Here is a 16,985-nt window from a genome sequence, read left to right as displayed (position 1 = left end):
CCCCCCGGGCGCGCGGTGTGTGTGGGGGGGGGGGGGGGCGGGGGGCGCCCCCCCCCCCCCCCGCCCATACCCACAGCGGTCGTAGGGAGTAATCAGGCGAGCTCCGCCAGCCTCCGTTCCAGCAGCCGGCGGTCGCCCGCGCGGTCCACGACCTCGAGCGCACGTCGGTACCCGGCGACGGCCTCGGCGGTCCGCCCGGCCCGGCGCAGCAGGTCGGCCCGCACCGCGGGGAGCAGGTGGTACGCCGCGAGCTCCGGGGCGGCGGCGACCCGGTCCACCTCGGCGAGGCCCGCCTCCGGCCCACGGAGCATCGCGACGGCAACAGCCCGGTTGAGCGCCACCACGGGCGACGGCGTCAGCCCGGCCAGCACGTCGTAGAGCGCCGTGATCTCGGCCCAGTCGGTCTCCTCGGCCGACGCCGCCCGGGCGTGCAGCGCCGCCACGGCCGCCTGCACCTGGTACGGCCCCGGCCTGCGGGCGGCCAGGGCGTCGTCCAGCACCGCGAGGCCGTCCGCAATCTCGTCGTGGCGCCACAGCGACCGGTCCTGCTCCTCGAGCGTCCGCGGGACGCCGCCGTCCGTCAGCCGCGCACCCCGGCGGGCGTGCTGCAGCACCAGCAGCGCGAGGAGCCCCCGCGCCTCCGGCTCGTCGGGCAGGAGCCGGGCGACGAGCCGGGCGAACCGCACCGCGTCGTCCGCCAGCGCGCGCCGCGCCACCGCCCCGGCGGCGTCGTCCTCCGGTTCACCCCAGGCGTCGTAGCCCTCCGTGAACAGCACGTAGAGGACGGCGAGCACGGCCGACACCCGCTCCCGCAGCAGCCCCACCGGCGGCACCCGGAAGGAGATCCCCGTGTCCCGGATGCGCCGCCGCGCCCGGGTGAGCCGCTGCGCCATCGTCGTCTCCGGCACGAGGAAGGCCCGGGCCACCTGCGCCGTCGTCATGCCGGTGAGCGAGCGCAACGTGAGAGCCACCCTGCCCTCGAGCGGCAGCGCCGGGTGGCAGCAGGCGAAGACCAGGCGCAGCAGGTCGCCGTCTCCGTCGTCGTCCCCGGGCCCCGGCCAGCCCGGTGCGTCCGCCGCGTCGACCACGGCCCGGGCGACCGGGTCGGCGCCGCCCGCAGCGGCGCCGCCCGGCAGCCCGTCCACCCGTTCCGCGGCCCGGGCGGCGGACGCCACCTTCTCCCCCTCCACCCGGCGCCGCCGCAGGCGGTCGAGCGCGTGGTTGCGGGCGGTGGTGGTGAGCCAGGCGCCCGGCCGGTCCGGGACGCCGTCGCGGGTCCAGGTCTGCAGCGCCGTCGCGAACGCCTCCTGCGCGCACTCCTCCGCGAGCTCGAGGTCGCCGGTGCTCCGGGCCACCGCCGCCAGGACCCGCCCCCACTCGGCGCGGAACGCCTCCGCGACGGCGGTCCCGACGTCGGCGCCCGGCGTCATCGCGTCTCGCCGACCGTCCGCGGCATCACTCGCCCTCCTCGAACGGCCAGAAGGGCCGCAGCTCGATCGCGCCGCCGTAGGCCATGGGATGACCGGCGGCGATCGCGATCGCCTCGTCGAGGTCGGCCGCCTCGAGCACGTCGAAGCCGAAGATCTGCTCCTTCGTCTCGGCGAACGGGCCGTCGGTCACCAGGACCTCGCCACCACGGACGCGGACACCGACGGCGTCCTCCTGGGGACGGACCCGGTCACCGAGGATGCGCGCGCCGCTGGCGTCGTGCGTGCGCACCCACTCCTCGACGTCGGGCGCGGGGCCGCCGTCCGGCTCGTCCGGCGCGGACACGACCAGCATCAGGTACCTCATGACGTACTCCCTCCCGGGCAGCCCCGGTTGTCATCGTCGCGCGGCCGGGACGGCCGCGTCACCTGGACGACGAACGGGCACGCCGCCGCACGACACCTACGACGTGACGACGTCGAAACCGGCGTTCCGGAGCCGCTCCACCACCGCTGCGCAGTGCTCGGGCCCCTTGGTCTCCAGCCGGATGTTCACCGACACCTCGGACACGGCGAGGGACACGTCGGTACGCGCGTGGTCCACGTGGACGATGTTGGCTCCCGACGCCGCGATGGTCTCCACGAGCCCGGCGAGGGCGCCCGGCTTGTCCACGAGCCGCACCCGGAGCTGCAGGTAGCGCCCCGCGGCCACGAGGCCGTGCTGCACCAGGCGGAGCAGGACCAGCGGGTCCACGTTGCCGCCCGACAGCACGGCGACCACCGGGCCCTTGAGCTCGCCCGGTGCCGCCGCCAGCAGGCCCGCGACCCCCGCCGCGCCGGCCGGCTCGACGACGAGCTTGCTGCGCTCGAGCACCGCGAGCAGGGCCCGGGAGAGCTGGTCCTCGGTGACGGTGCGCACCTCGACGCCGCGCGACCGGACGATGCCGAAGGGCACGTCCCCGGGAGTTCCGACGGCGATGCCGTCGGCCATCGTGGGCCGCAGCCGGGCCGTGCGCGGGCGGCCCGCGGCCAGCGACTCGGGGTAGGCCGCCGCCTCACCGGCCTGCACGCCGATCACCCGGACGTGCGGCGCCAGCTCGCCCAGCACGGCGGCGATCCCCGCGACCAGGCCGCCGCCGCCGAGCGGGACCACCACGGTGGCGACGTCGGGCACCTGCTCCAGGATCTCAAGCGCGACGGTGCCCTGCCCCGCCACGATGTCCGCGTGGTCGAACGGGTGGATGAGGATGCGGCCCGAGCGTGCCGCCTCCACGCGCGCCGCCGCGAGGGCGTCGTCCACGCTGGCGCCGACCAGCCGCACGTCGGCGCCGTACCCGCGGGTGGCCGCCACCTTGGGCAGCGCGGCGTCCACCGGCATGTACACGACGGCGTCGATGCCCAGCATCCCCGCCGCGAGGGCGACACCCTGCGCGTGGTTGCCGGCGCTGGCCGCGACGACACCGCGCGCCCGCTCCTGGGGCGACAGGTGAGACAGGCGCACGTACGCCCCTCGCACCTTGAACGACCCCGCGCGCTGCAGGTTCTCGCACTTGAGGAAGACGCGGGACCCGGTGAGCTTCGTCAGGGCACGGCTCTCCTGCACGGGGGTACGGGTGATCACGCCGTCGAGCAGGCGGGCGGCCGCTCGGACGTCGTCGAGCGAGACGGAGGGCAGGACGGGCGGGATCGCCGCCGGAGTCTGTGGCACAGCGGGCATCGTGCCCGACGACGGCCGCACATGCACGTCCGGGACCTCAGCCCGAGGTCAGCGCTGGGCGCCGCCGGGGTTCTCGACCTCGTCGATCGCCTGCTCGGTCACCACGCCCTCGGCCGCACCGGCGTCGGCCGCACCACCCCCCGCGGCGGCCGCGGCCGCGCGCCTGCGCTGGGCCAGGGCGGCCTGCGCGGCGGCGGGGCCGCGGAGCCGCAGCCGGATCGGCGCCGCGTCGGCGGGCCGCCACCGAAGCGGCAGCCGGTCGTCCGTGCCGAGCTCGGGGAACTTGTCGTGCCCGTGCAGGTACAGGATCACCGTGTTGAGCAGGGCCGCGAGGGGCACGGCGAACAGTGCGCCCACGATGCCGGCCGCAAGGCTGCCGGCCGCCACCACGAGGATCACGGCGACCGGGTGCAGCGACACCGCCTGGCCCATGAGGAACGGCTGGAGCACGTGGCCCTCGATCTGCTGCACCAGGAGCACCACGCCGAGCATGATGAGCGCGGCCACCCAGCCGTTGGCGACGAGCACCACCACCACGGCCACCGACCCGGTCACGATGGCACCGACCACCGGCACGAACGAACCCACGAAGACGAGTACGGCGATGGGCAGCGCGAGGCTCGGGACGAAGAACGCCGAGCCGATGCCGATGCCGACGGCGTCCACGAACGCCACGAGGATCTGCGTGCGCACGTAGGCCGACAGCGTGACGATGCCGCGCCTGCCCGCCTGGTGCACGCGCTCCCGGGAACCGATCGGCAGCAGGTTGACGAGCCAGGCCCAGATCCCCCGGCCGTCGTGCAGGAAGAAGAACGTGCAGAACAGCGCGATCAGCGCGCCCACCGCCACATGGCCCACCGTGGTCGCCGCGCCCAGGGCGCCGGTGATGATGGCGCTCTGCTGCGCCTCGAGCTGGGTCAGCAGCTCGTCACCGTAGTCGGAGAGGTCCACCTGGAATCGCTCGTTCGCCCAGCGGATCAGCTCGTCGATGCCCGCGACTGCCTGGTCGCTCAGGTCGGCGAACCCACCGGCGATCGAGCGGCCCGAGAGCGTGATGAGCCCCGCGACGATGAGGAGGAGCGAGAGGAGCGAGAGACCGGACGACCCGCCGCGACCGATGCGGAGGTGCTTCTGGTAGAAGCGCCGCATCGGGGTCAGCAGCACCGCGAGCAGCATCGCCACGGCCACCGGCACCACGATCGTCTTGAGCGCGGCCAGCAGCCACACGCCGGCGGCGACGAAGACACCGATGAGCAGGATGCGCCAGGCCCACGCGGCAGCCGCCTGCACCGAGTAGGGCACGGCGGCGAGCGCCCGGGCCGACACGTCCGCCGCAGGGGACGAGGTGGTGCCGGGGGTGGTGGCGGGCGCGTCTTCCGGGACGTCTGCGGGGCCGGCGGGCGGCGACGGGGCGGTCTCCGGTCCTGAGTTCTCGGTCACGAGCCTCACCCTAGGTGAGACCTCGGACACTCACGCCCCGGAACACACCCCGGGCCATCCCTGACCTGCCCCTGAACTTTCCCCTACCCGCCGGGAAGGAGGCGCCCGGGCACGGCTGCCCGGGGCGCTCAGCGCAGCGCCTGCTCCAGGTCGGCGATCAGGTCGTCCGCGTCCTCGATGCCGACCGACAGCCGCACCAGGTCGTCGGGAACCTCGAGCGCCGAGCCCGCCACCGACGCGTGCGTCATGCGGCCCGGGTGCTCCACGAGGGACTCGACTCCCCCGAGCGACTCTGCGAGCGTGAACACGCGGGTCCGCGCGCAGACGTCCAGCGCCGCCGCCTCAGACCCCACCCGGAACGAGATCATCCCGCCGAAGTCGCGCATCTGGCGCTTCGCCAGCTCGTGCCCCGGGTGGGACGCCAGTCCCGGGTAGATCACCTGGGTGACCCGGGGGTGGGCGTCGAGGAACTCCGCCACCCGGGCGGCGTTCGCCGAGTGCCGGTCCATCCGCACCGCGAGCGTCTTCAGACCCCGCAGGGTGAGCCACGCGTCGAACGGCCCGGCGACCGCACCGGAGGCGTTCTGGTGGAACAGGACGGCGTCGGCCACGCTCGTCGAACCGCTGGGCGCGACCAGGCCGCCGGGCAGCAGCACGCCGTCGGGCACCGCCAGGGCGCCGCCGACGACGTCGCTGTGACCGCCCACGTACTTGGTGGTGGAGTGGACCACCACGTCGGCGCCCAGGGCGAGGGGCTGCTGCAGGTACGGGGTGGCGAACGTGTTGTCCACGACGAGCAGTGCACCCGCGGCGTGGGCCACCTCCGCGAGCGCGGCGATGTCGCTGATGCCGAGCAGCGGGTTGGTCGGCGTCTCGACCCACACGACCTTGGTACGGCCCGGCACGATGGCGGCCTCCGCCGCGGCGGGGTCGGTCAGGTCGGCCGGGGTGTGGTCGATGCCCCACGGGCCGAAGACCCGGGCGATCAGGCGGTAGGAGCCGCCGTAGGCGTCGTCGGGAAGCACGACGTGGTCGCCCGGGCGCAGCACGGCGCGCAGCAGGGTGTCCTCGGCGGCCAGCCCGGACGAGAAGGCGAAGCCCCGCACCACGACCTGCTCGCCCGCGGGCCGGTCGCTCGCGGGCGGTGTCTCTGCCGCCGCGATCGCCGACTCGAGCGCGGTGCGCGTCGGGTTGGCGGAGCGCGAGTACTCGTAGCCGCCGCGCAGGCCGCCCACACCGTCCTGCTTGTAGGTGGAGGTCAGGTAGACCGGCGGGATCACCGCGCCGGTGGTGGGGTCGGGGTCCTGGCCGGCGTGGATGGCGCGGGTCGAGAACCCGGCGTGGGTCCAGTCGTCGTGGGTGGTGCTCACCGGCTCAGCCTAGTTCGGCCCGGAACACCGCGCGTGCGCACCCTGTTGACGTCGGTGGGCGCGCACCAGGCGCCCGCAAAGGAGGAAAGAGATGTCGTTCTTCGAGCAGTTCTTCGGGTCGTCCGCCAAGACCAGCATGGTCGAGCCGGAGGAGGCGCTGCCGGGCCGCCAGACCCCCGTGCTGCAGACGCCGCGCCCGCACACGGTGCTCGGCACGTCGATCACCGGGCCGTGGGCGCCGGGGACCCGCGTGCTGTACCTGGCGATGGGCTGCTTCTGGGGCGCGGAGGAGATCTTCTGGCAGGTTCCGGGAGTGGTGAGCACCGCCGTCGGCTACATGGGCGGCACGACGCCGAACCCCACCTACGAGGAGGTGTGCACCGCCCGCACGGGGCACACCGAGACCGCGCTCGTGGCGTACGACCCGAAGCAGGTCTCCGAGGAGCAGCTGCTCCGGATCTTCTGGGAGCGCCACGACCCGACCCAGGGCTTCCGCCAGGGCAACGACGTGGGGACCCAGTACCGCTCGGCGGTCTACTGGACGGCGCCCGAGCAGGAGGCTGCCGTACGGGACACGATGAACCGCTACGCCGAGGTGCTGAGCGCCAAGGGCTACGACGCGATCACCACGGAGCTGCGCCCGGCCGCCGAGGCCGGCCCGTTCTACTACGCCGAGGACTACCACCAGCAGTACCTGAGCGACAGCAAGAACCCGAACGGCTACCGGTGCCACGCCACGACGGGCGTCCCGTTCCCGGCCGCCGTCTGACTCCCGCGCTGCCCGCTACCCGTGTGATCGGCAATTCGGTGCGTGTTCGGCAGTTCGAACTGCCGATCACGCACCGAATTGCCGATCACTCGCCGGCCGCCGCGCGGCGGGAGTCGCAACACCCGGCCGCCGTCCGACTGTCGGAGCGGCCCGCTAGGGTCGCAGGATGCAGCGACCCACCACCACGACCACCGTCTCGGGCGAGGACTGGTACGGGCGGGACCTCTCCGGCGAGACGTACGAGGCCACGCTGTTCGTCGACGTGGACCTCATGGAGGCCACGGGCACGGGCGCCACGTTCGACGACTGCGTGTTCCGCGGCGTCCAGCTGAACGCCGCGGTGCTGCGCGAGTGCGCGTTCACGGCCTGCCTGTTCGACCGCTGCGTGTTCTTCGACGCCACGTTCGAGCGGTGCAAGCTGGTGGGGTCCACGTTCACCTCGTGCACCTTCGACCTCCTCAAGGTCGAGGGCGGCAACTGGTCCTTCGTGAACCTCGGCCGTGCGGAGCTGGGCTCCGCGCGGTTCGAGGGCGTGCGTCTGCGCGAGGCAGACCTCAGCGACGTCCGGGCGCACGGGGGCGTGCTGCACGGCTGCGACCTGTCCGGCGCCGCCCTCGACGGCGCGGACCTCTCCGCGGCCGACCTGCGCGGGAGCGACCTCACGTCGCTGGACCCGCGGACCGCCAACCTCACGGGCGCGATCGTCGACCCCGACCAGGCGATCGCCGTCGCCGAGGCGCTCGGCCTGGTGGTCCGGCCGGACTGACGCCCCGCCGAGTTGTCAGAAGCTCTCCGGCCCATGTACCGGGGAGCTTCTGACAACTTGAGACAGCGCGCGCCTCAGCCCGCCGCCGCCGGCAGCACCGTGGGCCCGTCCTCGGTGGTGAGCCGCATCCGCACGCCGAACCGGCGCGGTACCAGCTCGCCCTGCAGCACCAGGGCCGCGGCGCCGACCGCCGCCGCCTCGTTGGCGTGGGACGACACCAGCACCCGCACCCCGTGCGTCCCCCGCGCCACGAAGGACGAGCTGGCCCGCTCCTGCACCTCCGGCAGGTAGAGGTCGCCGGCTACGGCGAACGCGGGCCCGGTGAGGACCAGCAGGTCCACGTCCATCACGGAGCAGAGGGTCTGCGCGGCCACCGCGAGGTAGCGGGCGGAGCGCGCCATGATCTCGGCGGCGGTCTCGTCGCCCGCGAGCGCCAGCCGGGCGACCTGCGCGAAGCCCTCGGTGACGTCGGCGCCGGGGGTGGGCCCGCCGTCGTCGGCCCCGGAAGCCGGGGCCTCCGCACCGAGCAGGCCCGCCTCGCGTGCTGCCGCGACCACGGCCGACGGTCCCGCGAAGGCCTCGATGCAGCCCACGTTGCCGCACCAGCACTCGGGGCCGTTGATGTCCACGCAGACGTGGCCGATCTCGCCCGCGTTGGCGCTGGCGCCGCGGTACGGCACGCCGTCGGCGATGGTGCCGGAGCCCACGCCGGTGGCCATGTAGAGCACGCTGAAGGCCGTCGAGTGCTCGGCGCCCCCGGTCCAGTGCTCGCCGACGGCGGCGGCGGTGGCGTCGTTGTCGATCACGACGGGGTACCCGGACGCGGCCTCGAGCCGTGCCTTCAGCGGGTAGTCGACCCACTGGTGCAGCGACGGCCGGGAGATGACCAGGCCGGTCGCCGCGGTCAGCGGCCCGGGCGAGACCACGCCGAGGCCCAGCACGCGCTCCGGGTCCACGCCGGCGTCGGCGACGACCCGCTCCACCTGGAGGGTGATCTCCCGGACGACGGCGTCCGGGTCGGCCCCCACCCCCTCCTGCCGGTAGCGGGACACGATCGTGCCGCCCAGGTCGAGCAGCACGTACGTGATCCCGTCGTGGTCCAGGTGGATGCCCACCGCGTAGCGGCTGGTGGGGACCATCCGGAGCAGCATGCGCGGCTTGCCGCCCGTCGACGCGGCACGACCCGCCTCCACGACGAGGCCCTCGTCGAGGAGCCGCCGCACCTCGTTCGAGACCGTCGCGCCGGTCAGTCGGGTCGCGTGCACGATCTCGACGCGACTGATCATCCCGGCGGTCCGGATGGCGTCGATGATCGCGGCTCTCGCGTTGGCGTGGTCCGCCCCGGTGCCGAGCATGGTCCTCCTCACGGTTGGGGCGTCAGCCCTGGAGCTCGCGCAGGCGGCGCTCGGGATCGGGCGAGGCCTCGCGCAGAGTGCGCGTGTACTCGTGCTGCGGGTTCAGGATGACCTCGTCCGCGACGCCGCGCTCGACGATTCTCCCCCGGTACATGACCAGGATGTCGTCGCTGAAGTGGCGGGCGGTCGCCAGGTCGTGAGTGATGTAGAGCACGCCCAGATTCTCCTCCTGCTGGAGGCCGGACAGGAGGTTCAGCACGCCGAGGCGGATCGACACGTCCAGCATCGACACCGGCTCGTCGGCCACGAGGATGCCCGGCCCGGGCCCGAGGGCCCGTGCGATGGCGACCCGCTGCCGCTGCCCGCCCGACAGCTCGTGCGGCCGGCGCTCCGCGAGGTCCTCGTGGAGCCGGACCCTGCGCAGCAGCGACTGGACCCGCTCGCGCAGCTCGTCGTTGCTCAGGCCCGGGTGGTGCAGCGCGACCGGCCGGGCCAGGTGGTGGCCCACGGTGTGGAACGGGTTGAGCGACCCGAACGGGTCCTGGAACACCATCTGCACCTGGTGCCGGTAGGCGTGCTGCGCCCGCCGGCCGCGCCCCACCGGCTGGCCGTCCAGCAGGAGCTGCCCGCTCGTGGGCCGTTCGAGCTGGGTGAGGATCTTGGCGATCGTCGACTTGCCGGAGCCGGACTGGCCCACGAGCGCCACGGTGCGGCCGGGCTCCAGGGTGAAGGAGACCCCGTCCACGGCCCGCAGGGTGGTGGACCGGAAGCCGGCCCGCAGGCGGTACTCCTTGGTGACGTCGCGCAGCTCGAGCGTGGTCATCGGATCTCCTCCGCGTGCGTGCTGCCCGTGTCGCGCACGAACCCGCCGCGCTCCCCGGTCAGGCTGGGGAACGAGCCGAGCAGCGTCCTGGTGTACTCGTGCTGCGGCTGCGTGTAGAGGGTGAGCGCCTCGGCGAGCTCGACGATGCGTCCCTCCCGCATGACGGCGATGCGGTCGCTGATCTCCAGCAGCAGCGGCAGGTCGTGCGTGATGAACACGACCGCGAACCCCAGCTCCGACCGGAGGCGGGTGATCTCCCGCAGGATCTCCCGCTGCACCACCACGTCGAGCGCGGTGGTGGGCTCGTCCATGATCATGACCTGCGGGTCGAGGGCCATGGCCATCGCGATCATGACGCGCTGGCGCATGCCGCCCGACAGCTCGTGCGGGTAGGCGTTCAGCCGGTTCCGGTCCACGCCCACGCGCTCCAGGAGCTCGCCGCAGCGCTCCCGCCGCTCCTTCTTGCCGAGCTCCGGCCGGTGCGTGGTGAACACGTCCTCGAGCTGGTCGCGCACCTTCTTCACCGGGTTGAGCGAGTTCATCGCCCCCTGGAAGACCATCGAGATCTTCTCCCAGCGGAAGAACCGCAGGTCGTCGCCCTCCAGGGCACGGACGTCGATGGTGTGCCCCTCGCGCGAGTGGAACATCACCGAGCCGCCGGTCACGACGGCCGGCGACTTGAGCAGCCGGTTCACGCCGTACGCGAGGGTCGACTTGCCGCAGCCCGACTCCCCCGCCAGGCCCAGGACCTCGCCCCGGCCCAAGGTGAGGGACACGTGGTCCACGGCCCGGACCACCTTCTCGGCCCGGTACTCGATGCTCAGGTCCGTGATCTCGAGGACGGGGTCCACCTCGTGCCGCGGGGCACGCCCCGCGGTGGTGGGCAGGGTGGCGGTCATGCGGTCACCTCCTTCTCGGCGGCGCCCTCCACCGCGGTGCCCGACGACGGCGCGGTCGTCTGCCACCGCTTCGTCACCGCGCGCGTGTGGTCCCGCAGGCGAGGGTTGATGATCTCGTCGATGGAGAAGTTGATGAGGGCCAGCGCGGCGCCGAAGAGCGCGATGCTGAGGCCCGGCGGGATGAACCACCACCACGCCCCGCGCATCAGCGCCAGGCTGTTCTGCGCGTAGTAGAGCATGGTGCCCCAGGTGAACGAGCCGGTGGCACCGAGGCCGAGGAACGACAGGCCGGCCTCGCCGAGGATGGCGAAGATGATGCCGAACACGGCCTGCGACGCCAGGAGCGGCACCAGGTTGGGCAGGATCTCGACCAGCAGCACCCGCCAGGGACGCTCGCCCGCCACACGGGCCGCGAGCACGTAGTCGCGGCTCCGCACGGACAGCGTGAAGCCGCGCAGCACCCGGGCCGACCCGGCCCAGCTCGTGACGGCGAGGACGCCGGCCACCAGCCAGACGCTCTTGTCGGTCACATAGCTGGAGATGATGATCACCAGCGGCAGGCCGGGGATCACGAGCATGACGTTGGAGAAGAGCGAGAAGCCCTCGTCGACCCAGCCGCCCACGTATGCGCCGACCACGCCGAAGAAGGCGGAGAGCAGCAGCGTCAGCACTCCGACGACGAGGCCGATGATCAGCGAGCCCCGCGTGGCGTGGGCGAACTGCGCCAGCACGTCCTGGCCGGTCTGCGTGGTGCCGAGAAGGTGGTCCGCGCTGGGCGCGGACAGCCCGATGTTGTCGATCCCGGACGGGTCGGCCACCACGAACGGCCCGATGACCCCCCAGAGCACGAACGCGCCCACGATGATCAGGCCCACCAGGAGCTTGGGGGTGAGAGGTGGAAGGTTGCGCATGGCTCAGCTCCTCGCTCGGGTGCGCGGGTCGATGACGCCGTACAGCAGGTCCACCAGCAGGTTGGCGCCCAGCACGGACAGCGTGATCACCAGGAAGATTCCCTGCATGAGCGCGTAGTCGTTCGAGTTCACGGCCTGCAGCAGCATGTTCCCGATGCCGGGGTAGCTGAACACCACCTCGGCCACGATGGAGCCGGCCACGACGAAGCCGAGCGAGATCGCGAAGCCCGCGACGGACGGCAGCACCGCGTTGCGGGCCGCGTAGGCCCGCATGATCCGGCGGGGGTGGATGCCCTTGGCCTCGGCCGTGAGGATGTAGTCCTCCGAGAGCGTGGAGACCATCATGTTGCGCATCCCGAGCATCCAGCCACCCACGGACGACAGCACGATCGTGATGGCGGGCAGCGTGCCGTAGTAGATGACCGACTGGATGAACGGCCAGTTCCACCCCGGGAACGTGCTCCAGGGGTCGTAGCCGCCGTTCAGGGGCGAGACGCCCAGGATCAGGCCGAACACGTACAGCAGGATCAGGGCCAGCCAGAAGTACGGCACCGACTGCAGCATGGTCAGCCCAGGGATCAGGTTGTCGACCCACGACCCGCGCTTCCAGCCGGCGAGCGTGCCGAGGCCGACGCCGAGCAGGAACGAGATGATCGTCGACAGGCCGATGAGACCCAAGGTCCAGGGCAGCGTCTGGCCGATCATGTCCGACACGGAGGCCGGGAAGTAGGCGACCGACCGGCCCAGGTCACCACGGGCGATCTGGCCCCAGAACCCGAGGTACTGCTGCCAGAGCGGCTGGTCCAGGTCGGCGCCGAGGAGGAGCTCGATGGCGCGCCGGGTCTCCGGCGTCACCTGCCCCTTCTGCGCGAGCTTGGAGACGAGCTGATCCACCGGGTTGCCGGGCATCAGCCGTGGGATGAGGAAGTCCAGGGTGACGGCCGCCCACAGCGCGACCGCGTAGAACCCCAGCTTCTGCAGCACGAATCTCATCTCAGTGTCCTCTCGAGCTCCTCCTCGTCGCGATCACTCGGCCGGGACGATCGTCTTCAGGACGATGCCGTTGTCCCAGGCCTTCCACGAGGCGGCGAAGGCGTACTTGTCCTCGTTGCTCGGGAAGCCCGTGACCTTCGAGTTGTTGAACTCCGTGAGGGTCGAGTTGATGTAGATCGGCACGTACGGCATGTCCCGCACGATCTCGCCCTGGATGGTGGCGTAGGCCTCCTTCTGCGCCGCCTCGTCGTCGGTCGCGGCAGCGGCCTTGATCGCCTCGTCCACCACGGGGTTGGAGTAGCGGGAGAAGTTCTGCCCGTAGGACGCCTCGCCCACCTTCGTGGTGCTGGTGGACGCGTACCGAGGGTTGTACGTGAAGTACGGGTTCGCGGAGGCGCCGAGGCCGATGGAGTCGAGCGAGAGCTGGAACGTGCCCTTGGTCTGGTTGTCGTTCCACTCGTTCCAGGCGAGCTGCGTCGGCTTGAGCTCGATGCCGACCTCCTTGAACTGCTGCGCCATCGTGTCGTTCAGCGAGATGTAGTCGCTCCAGCCGGTGACGGTCTGGATCGTCATGGACAGCTTCTGGCCGTCCTTCTCCCGGATGCCGTCAGCACCCATGACCCAGCCGGCGGCGTCGAGCAGCTCGTTGGCCTTGGCAGTGTCCGCACCCTCGGGAGTGGTGAGGTGCGCGGGGTCGGCGATCCAGTCGGCGTCGCGCTCCGGGAGCAGGAGCGTGGGCGAGCCGGTCGCGGCGAAGCCGCCGCCGGCAAGCTGGTTGAGCTGCTCGCGGTCCATCGCGTGGTACATCGCCTGGCGCACGGCCGGGTCGGTCTGCGGCCCCTCGCAGCCGAGGTCGGCGTTGGAGCAGGTGAAGATCGAGGTGGTGAGCGCCGGGGTGTTCACGTACGACAGGTCGGGGTTGTCGGCCAGGAGCGTGTCCAGGTCGGGGAGGAACGAGCTCATCCAGTCGACCTGGCCGGAGATCAGGGCGGCAGCGGCGGCGTCGGCGTTGTCCAGGGAGATGTAGCGGATCTCGTCCACCGAGGGCTTGCCCTCCTCCCAGTAGCTGCCGTTCTTCTCCAGCAGGTAGCTCTGGGCCGAGAACGACTTGAGCTTGTAGGCGCCGGTGCCGACGGGGTTCTGGTTGATCGTGGTGATCGGGTCGTCGAGCTCGGACCAGATGTGCTCGGGCACGATCGCCTGGTTGCCGAGGACCTGCGGCTCCTGCATGTACGAGGTCTCGGGGAACGTCAGGGTCACGTGGGTGTCGTCGATGGCCTCGGCCGTGGCGGCGAGGCCCGACGTGTTGAGCTCCGGCGTCTCGGCGATCAGGTTGAACGTGAACGCCACGTCGGCGGCCGTGAACGGCTCGCCGTCCGACCACTCGACGCCCTCGCGGGTGGTGATGGTCAGCTCGGTGCCGTCCTCGTTCCACTCCCACGACTCGCCCAGCAGGGGCGTGGGTTCCGAGGTCTCGGCCAGGTTGTACCAGAAGAGCGGCTCGTAGATCACGCCGAGCGTGGGCTGCAGAGCCGTCGGGGAGAACGGGTTCCAGTTCTCGTTGATCGTGCCGGTCGCACCGTTGAAGACGGTCATGGTGCTGCCACCGCCGGCGTTGCCGCCCTGGGCCGCGCCGGAGCACGCGCTGAGCGCGAACGCCGCTGCGGACACGAGTGCGACACCAGCCATGGCGCGGCGCCGCGTGCGCCGCGAGGAGGAGTGCGTCATCGGAATCCCTCTGTTGGTCGCCTTCGTCGGCGAGGCCGTGCCGCGGCGCCCGGGAACGCCCCCATCGGCGGACCCGGCGGGTGTGACCCACGCCGCAGCAGGACCTTTTGTAACTGACGAAACGAAGTCCTGTCAATCGCCCCATGGTGCGTCGTTGCCGTTCTGTGACCCGATCCCGACCCTGTGGACACAGGTTTGACGAACTTTCTTCGTTCACTGAACAATGAAGACGTCGCGCGCCCGACGACGTCGCGACGCTCCCGGACACCGCTCGAGGACGAGGATCGACGATGATCAGCCGTGACCTGACCGCCTGGACCCTGACCGCCACCGGCGGGCCCGTTCCCGCCGACCTCGCGGAGAAGCTCCGCGACCTGCCCGCCACGGTGCCCGGCACCAGCCACACCGCGCTGCTGGACCACGGTCTGATCCCCGACCCGTACCTGGGCACGAACGAGACCGCCCTCGCCTGGATGAAGCGCGCCACCTGGCGCTACGCCACCACGCTCGACGAGGCCGCCCCCGCAGGCGACGAGCGCGTCGACCTGGTGCTCGACGGCGTCGACACGGTCGCCACCATCGCGCTCGGCGGCACCGAGCTGGGGCGTACCGCCAACATGCACCGCGGCTACCGCTTCGACGTACGGCACCTGGTGGGCGGCCCCGCCGGCCTCACCGTGGACCTGGCGTCCGCCCTGGAGACCGCCGAGGCCGAGGCGGAGCGCCTGGGCGCGCGCCCCATGGCGTACACCCAGCCGTTCAACATGGTCCGCAAGATGGCGTGCTCGTTCGGCTGGGACTGGGGCCCCGACCTGCAGACGGCGGGCCTGTGGAAGCCGGTACGCGTGCAGCGCTGGCGCGTGGCCCGCCTGGCGCAGGTGCGCCCGCTCGTCACCGTGGACGGCACCACCGGCGTCGTCGAGGTCCACGTCGAGGTGGAGCGCTCCGGCCTGGGCGAGGCGGGGCCGGTCACCGTCCGCGCCGCCGTCGCCGGCCGTACCGCGGAGGTGACGGTCGAGACCTCGGCGAGCGCCGCCGTCGTGCGGATCGAGGTGCCCGACGCCCCGCTGTGGTGGCCCGCCGGGTACGGCGAGCAGCCGTTGGTGCCGCTGGAGGTGACCCTCGCGGGGGCCGACGGCGAGCCGCTGGACCACTGGACCCGTCGCATCGGCTTCCGGACCGTGACGCTCGACCGGTCCCGCGACGAGCACGGCACGCGCTTCACGCTGGCGGTCAACGGCCGGCCGGTGTTCGTGCGCGGCGCCAACTGGATCCCCGACGACCACCTCCTCACCCGGATCACCCGCGAGCGCCTCGCGGAGCGCGTGGACCAGGCGCTCGGCGCGCACCTCAACCTGCTGCGCGTGTGGGGCGGCGGCATCTACGAGACCGACGACTTCTACGACGTGTGCGACGAGCGGGGCGTGCTGGTCTGGCAGGACGTGCTCCTCGCCTGCGCCGCCTACCCGGAGGAGGACCCGCACTGGGCAGAGTTCGAGGCGGAGCTCCGGGAGAACGTGGCCCGGCTGACGCCGCACCCGTCGCTGGTGCTGTGGAACGGCGGCAACGAGAACCTGTGGGGCCACGAGGACTGGGGCTGGAAGGAGCGGCTGGGCGACCTCACGTGGGGCGCGCGCTACTACGCGGAGCTGTTCCCGGCGGTGGTGGCCGAGCTCGACCCGACCAGGCCGTACGCGGACGGGTCGCCGTACTCCCCCGGCTTCAGCGCCGAGGAGATGCACCCGAACGACCCGGACCACGGCACCCACCACCAGTGGGAGGTGTGGAACCGGGTGGACTACACGCACTACCGCGACGACGTGCCGCGCTTCTGCTCGGAGTTCGGGTTCCAGGGGCCGGCCACGTGGGCCACCCAGAGCCGGGCGCTGGGCGAGACGTCGAAGGAGGACCCGGCGTTCCTGCTCCACCAGAAGGCCGACGACGGCAACGGCAAGCTCGACCGCGGCATGGCCCCGCACCTGGGCGTGCCGGAGGACTTCGCCGACTGGCACTGGGCCGCGCAGCTCAACCAGGCGCGCGCGATCCAGTACGCCGTGGAGCACTACCGGTCGTGGTGGCCGCGCACCGCGGGCGCGATCGTGTGGCAGCTCAACGACTGCTGGCCCGTGACGTCGTGGGCGGCCGTGGACGGCGACGGCCGCCGCAAGCCGCTCTGGTACGCGATGCGGCACGCCTTCGCGGACCGGGTCCTCACGGTCCAGCCGCGGGGGTCCGAGCTGGAGCTCGCCGTGGTCAACGACACCGACGAGCCCTGGCAGGGCACGGTCGCGCTGCGTCGGACGACGCTGGGAGGCGACGTGCTGGCGTCGTCGGGCAGCGAGGTGGACGTGGCACCGCGCTCCGTGGCGCTCGTGCCGCTGGCGGGCGATGTCGTGGCGGTCGGTGATGTCACCGGCGAGGCGCTCGTCGCCGAGCTGGGGGGCGTGCCTACGGTGTTCCTGTGGGCAGAGGACAAGGACCTCGCGCTCGACCCGGCGCCGGTGACGGCAGCCGTGGCGGCCGAGCCGGGCGGTTACGCCGTCGAGGTGACCGCGCACTCCCTCGCCCGCGGCGTGACGCTCCTGGTGGACCGGCTGGACCCGGCGGCGACGGTGGACGACCAGGTCGTCGATCTTCCGGCGGGTGCGACCATCACCTTCCACGTCGCCACGGATCGCGAGCTGGACGCGGAGGCCCTGGTCTCCGCACCGGTGCTGCGTACTGCCAACGACGTCGTGGTGCACTGAGCACCGCCCGCGCGGCCGACCACCGACCCTCCTGGAGGAC

Annotated in this window: 14 protein-coding genes; 3 read left to right on the top strand and 11 right to left on the bottom strand. The window is 72.5% G+C overall.

All coding sequences use genetic code 11. The features are described 5' to 3' along the window. Positions 1–92: 92 nt before the first annotated feature. The 5 genes from AC060K_RS20920 to AC060K_RS20900 all read right to left on the bottom strand — a co-directional run bounded on the left by AC060K_RS20920 (position 93) and on the right by AC060K_RS20900 (position 5,954). Complete coding sequence (locus AC060K_RS20920) at positions 93–1,430, bottom strand: RNA polymerase sigma factor (RefSeq protein WP_483765693.1); 1,338 nt, start codon at positions 1,428–1,430, stop codon at positions 93–95. Positions 1,431–1,455: 25 nt separating this feature from the next. Next, positions 1,456–1,794: a YciI family protein gene (locus tag AC060K_RS20915; RefSeq protein WP_483765692.1), complete on the bottom strand. Its 339-nt coding sequence runs from the start codon at positions 1,792–1,794 to the stop codon at positions 1,456–1,458. A gap of 96 nt (positions 1,795–1,890) precedes the next feature. Next, positions 1,891–3,144: a threonine ammonia-lyase gene (gene ilvA, locus AC060K_RS20910; protein WP_483765778.1), complete on the bottom strand. Its 1,254-nt coding sequence runs from the start codon at positions 3,142–3,144 to the stop codon at positions 1,891–1,893. Between the two features lie 48 nt (positions 3,145–3,192). Next, on the bottom strand, positions 3,193–4,584 hold the full coding sequence (locus tag AC060K_RS20905; RefSeq protein WP_483765691.1) for an AI-2E family transporter: 1,392 nt from the start codon (positions 4,582–4,584) through the stop codon (positions 3,193–3,195). Positions 4,585–4,712: 128 nt separating this feature from the next. Beyond that, positions 4,713–5,954, bottom strand: coding sequence for a cystathionine gamma-synthase (locus AC060K_RS20900; protein ID WP_483765690.1), 1,242 nt, complete (start codon positions 5,952–5,954; stop codon positions 4,713–4,715). A 91-nt stretch (positions 5,955–6,045) separates the two neighbouring features. On the opposite strand from AC060K_RS20900, the gene msrA reads away from it, so the two are divergent. Further along, on the top strand, positions 6,046–6,723 hold the full coding sequence (gene msrA / locus AC060K_RS20895) for a peptide-methionine (S)-S-oxide reductase MsrA (RefSeq protein WP_483765689.1): 678 nt from the start codon (positions 6,046–6,048) through the stop codon (positions 6,721–6,723). A 166-nt stretch (positions 6,724–6,889) separates the two neighbouring features. Then, positions 6,890–7,489 (top strand): pentapeptide repeat-containing protein, encoded by a 600-nt coding sequence (locus AC060K_RS20890; RefSeq protein ID WP_483765688.1) that lies wholly within the window; start codon positions 6,890–6,892, stop codon positions 7,487–7,489. Positions 7,490–7,563: 74 nt separating this feature from the next. Here the strand turns inward: AC060K_RS20890 and AC060K_RS20885 are convergent, their stop codons facing one another. The 6 genes from AC060K_RS20885 to AC060K_RS20860 are packed head-to-tail and all read right to left on the bottom strand — an operon-like array spanning position 7,564 to position 14,198. Then, positions 7,564–8,844 (bottom strand): ROK family protein, encoded by a 1,281-nt coding sequence (locus AC060K_RS20885; RefSeq protein WP_483765687.1) that lies wholly within the window; start codon positions 8,842–8,844, stop codon positions 7,564–7,566. A gap of 22 nt (positions 8,845–8,866) precedes the next feature. Then, positions 8,867–9,667 (bottom strand): ABC transporter ATP-binding protein, encoded by an 801-nt coding sequence (locus AC060K_RS20880; protein ID WP_483765686.1) that lies wholly within the window; start codon positions 9,665–9,667, stop codon positions 8,867–8,869. After that, positions 9,664–10,566 (bottom strand): ABC transporter ATP-binding protein, encoded by a 903-nt coding sequence (locus tag AC060K_RS20875; protein ID WP_483765685.1) that lies wholly within the window; start codon positions 10,564–10,566, stop codon positions 9,664–9,666. The genes AC060K_RS20880 and AC060K_RS20875 overlap by 4 nt, the downstream gene beginning before the upstream one ends. Then, on the bottom strand, positions 10,563–11,477 hold the full coding sequence (locus AC060K_RS20870; RefSeq protein ID WP_483765684.1) for an ABC transporter permease: 915 nt from the start codon (positions 11,475–11,477) through the stop codon (positions 10,563–10,565). Before AC060K_RS20870 ends, AC060K_RS20875 begins: the two co-directional genes overlap by 4 nt. Positions 11,478–11,480: 3 nt before the next feature. Continuing rightward, positions 11,481–12,470 carry an ABC transporter permease gene (locus AC060K_RS20865; RefSeq protein WP_483765683.1) on the bottom strand — a complete coding sequence of 330 codons (990 nt, stop codon included), beginning with the start codon at positions 12,468–12,470 and terminating at the stop codon, positions 11,481–11,483. A gap of 33 nt (positions 12,471–12,503) precedes the next feature. Then, complete coding sequence (locus tag AC060K_RS20860) at positions 12,504–14,198, bottom strand: ABC transporter substrate-binding protein (protein ID WP_483765682.1); 1,695 nt, start codon at positions 14,196–14,198, stop codon at positions 12,504–12,506. Between the two features lie 290 nt (positions 14,199–14,488). On the opposite strand from AC060K_RS20860, the gene AC060K_RS20855 reads away from it, so the two are divergent. Further along, positions 14,489–16,945, top strand: coding sequence for a glycoside hydrolase family 2 protein (locus AC060K_RS20855; protein WP_483765681.1), 2,457 nt, complete (start codon positions 14,489–14,491; stop codon positions 16,943–16,945). Positions 16,946–16,985: the final 40 nt, after the last annotated feature.

Source organism: Antribacter sp. NEAU-D49 (assembly GCF_057158775.1).
The sequence above is the reverse complement of the archived record's forward strand: the minus strand, read 5'-3'. Positions and strand labels throughout refer to the sequence as shown.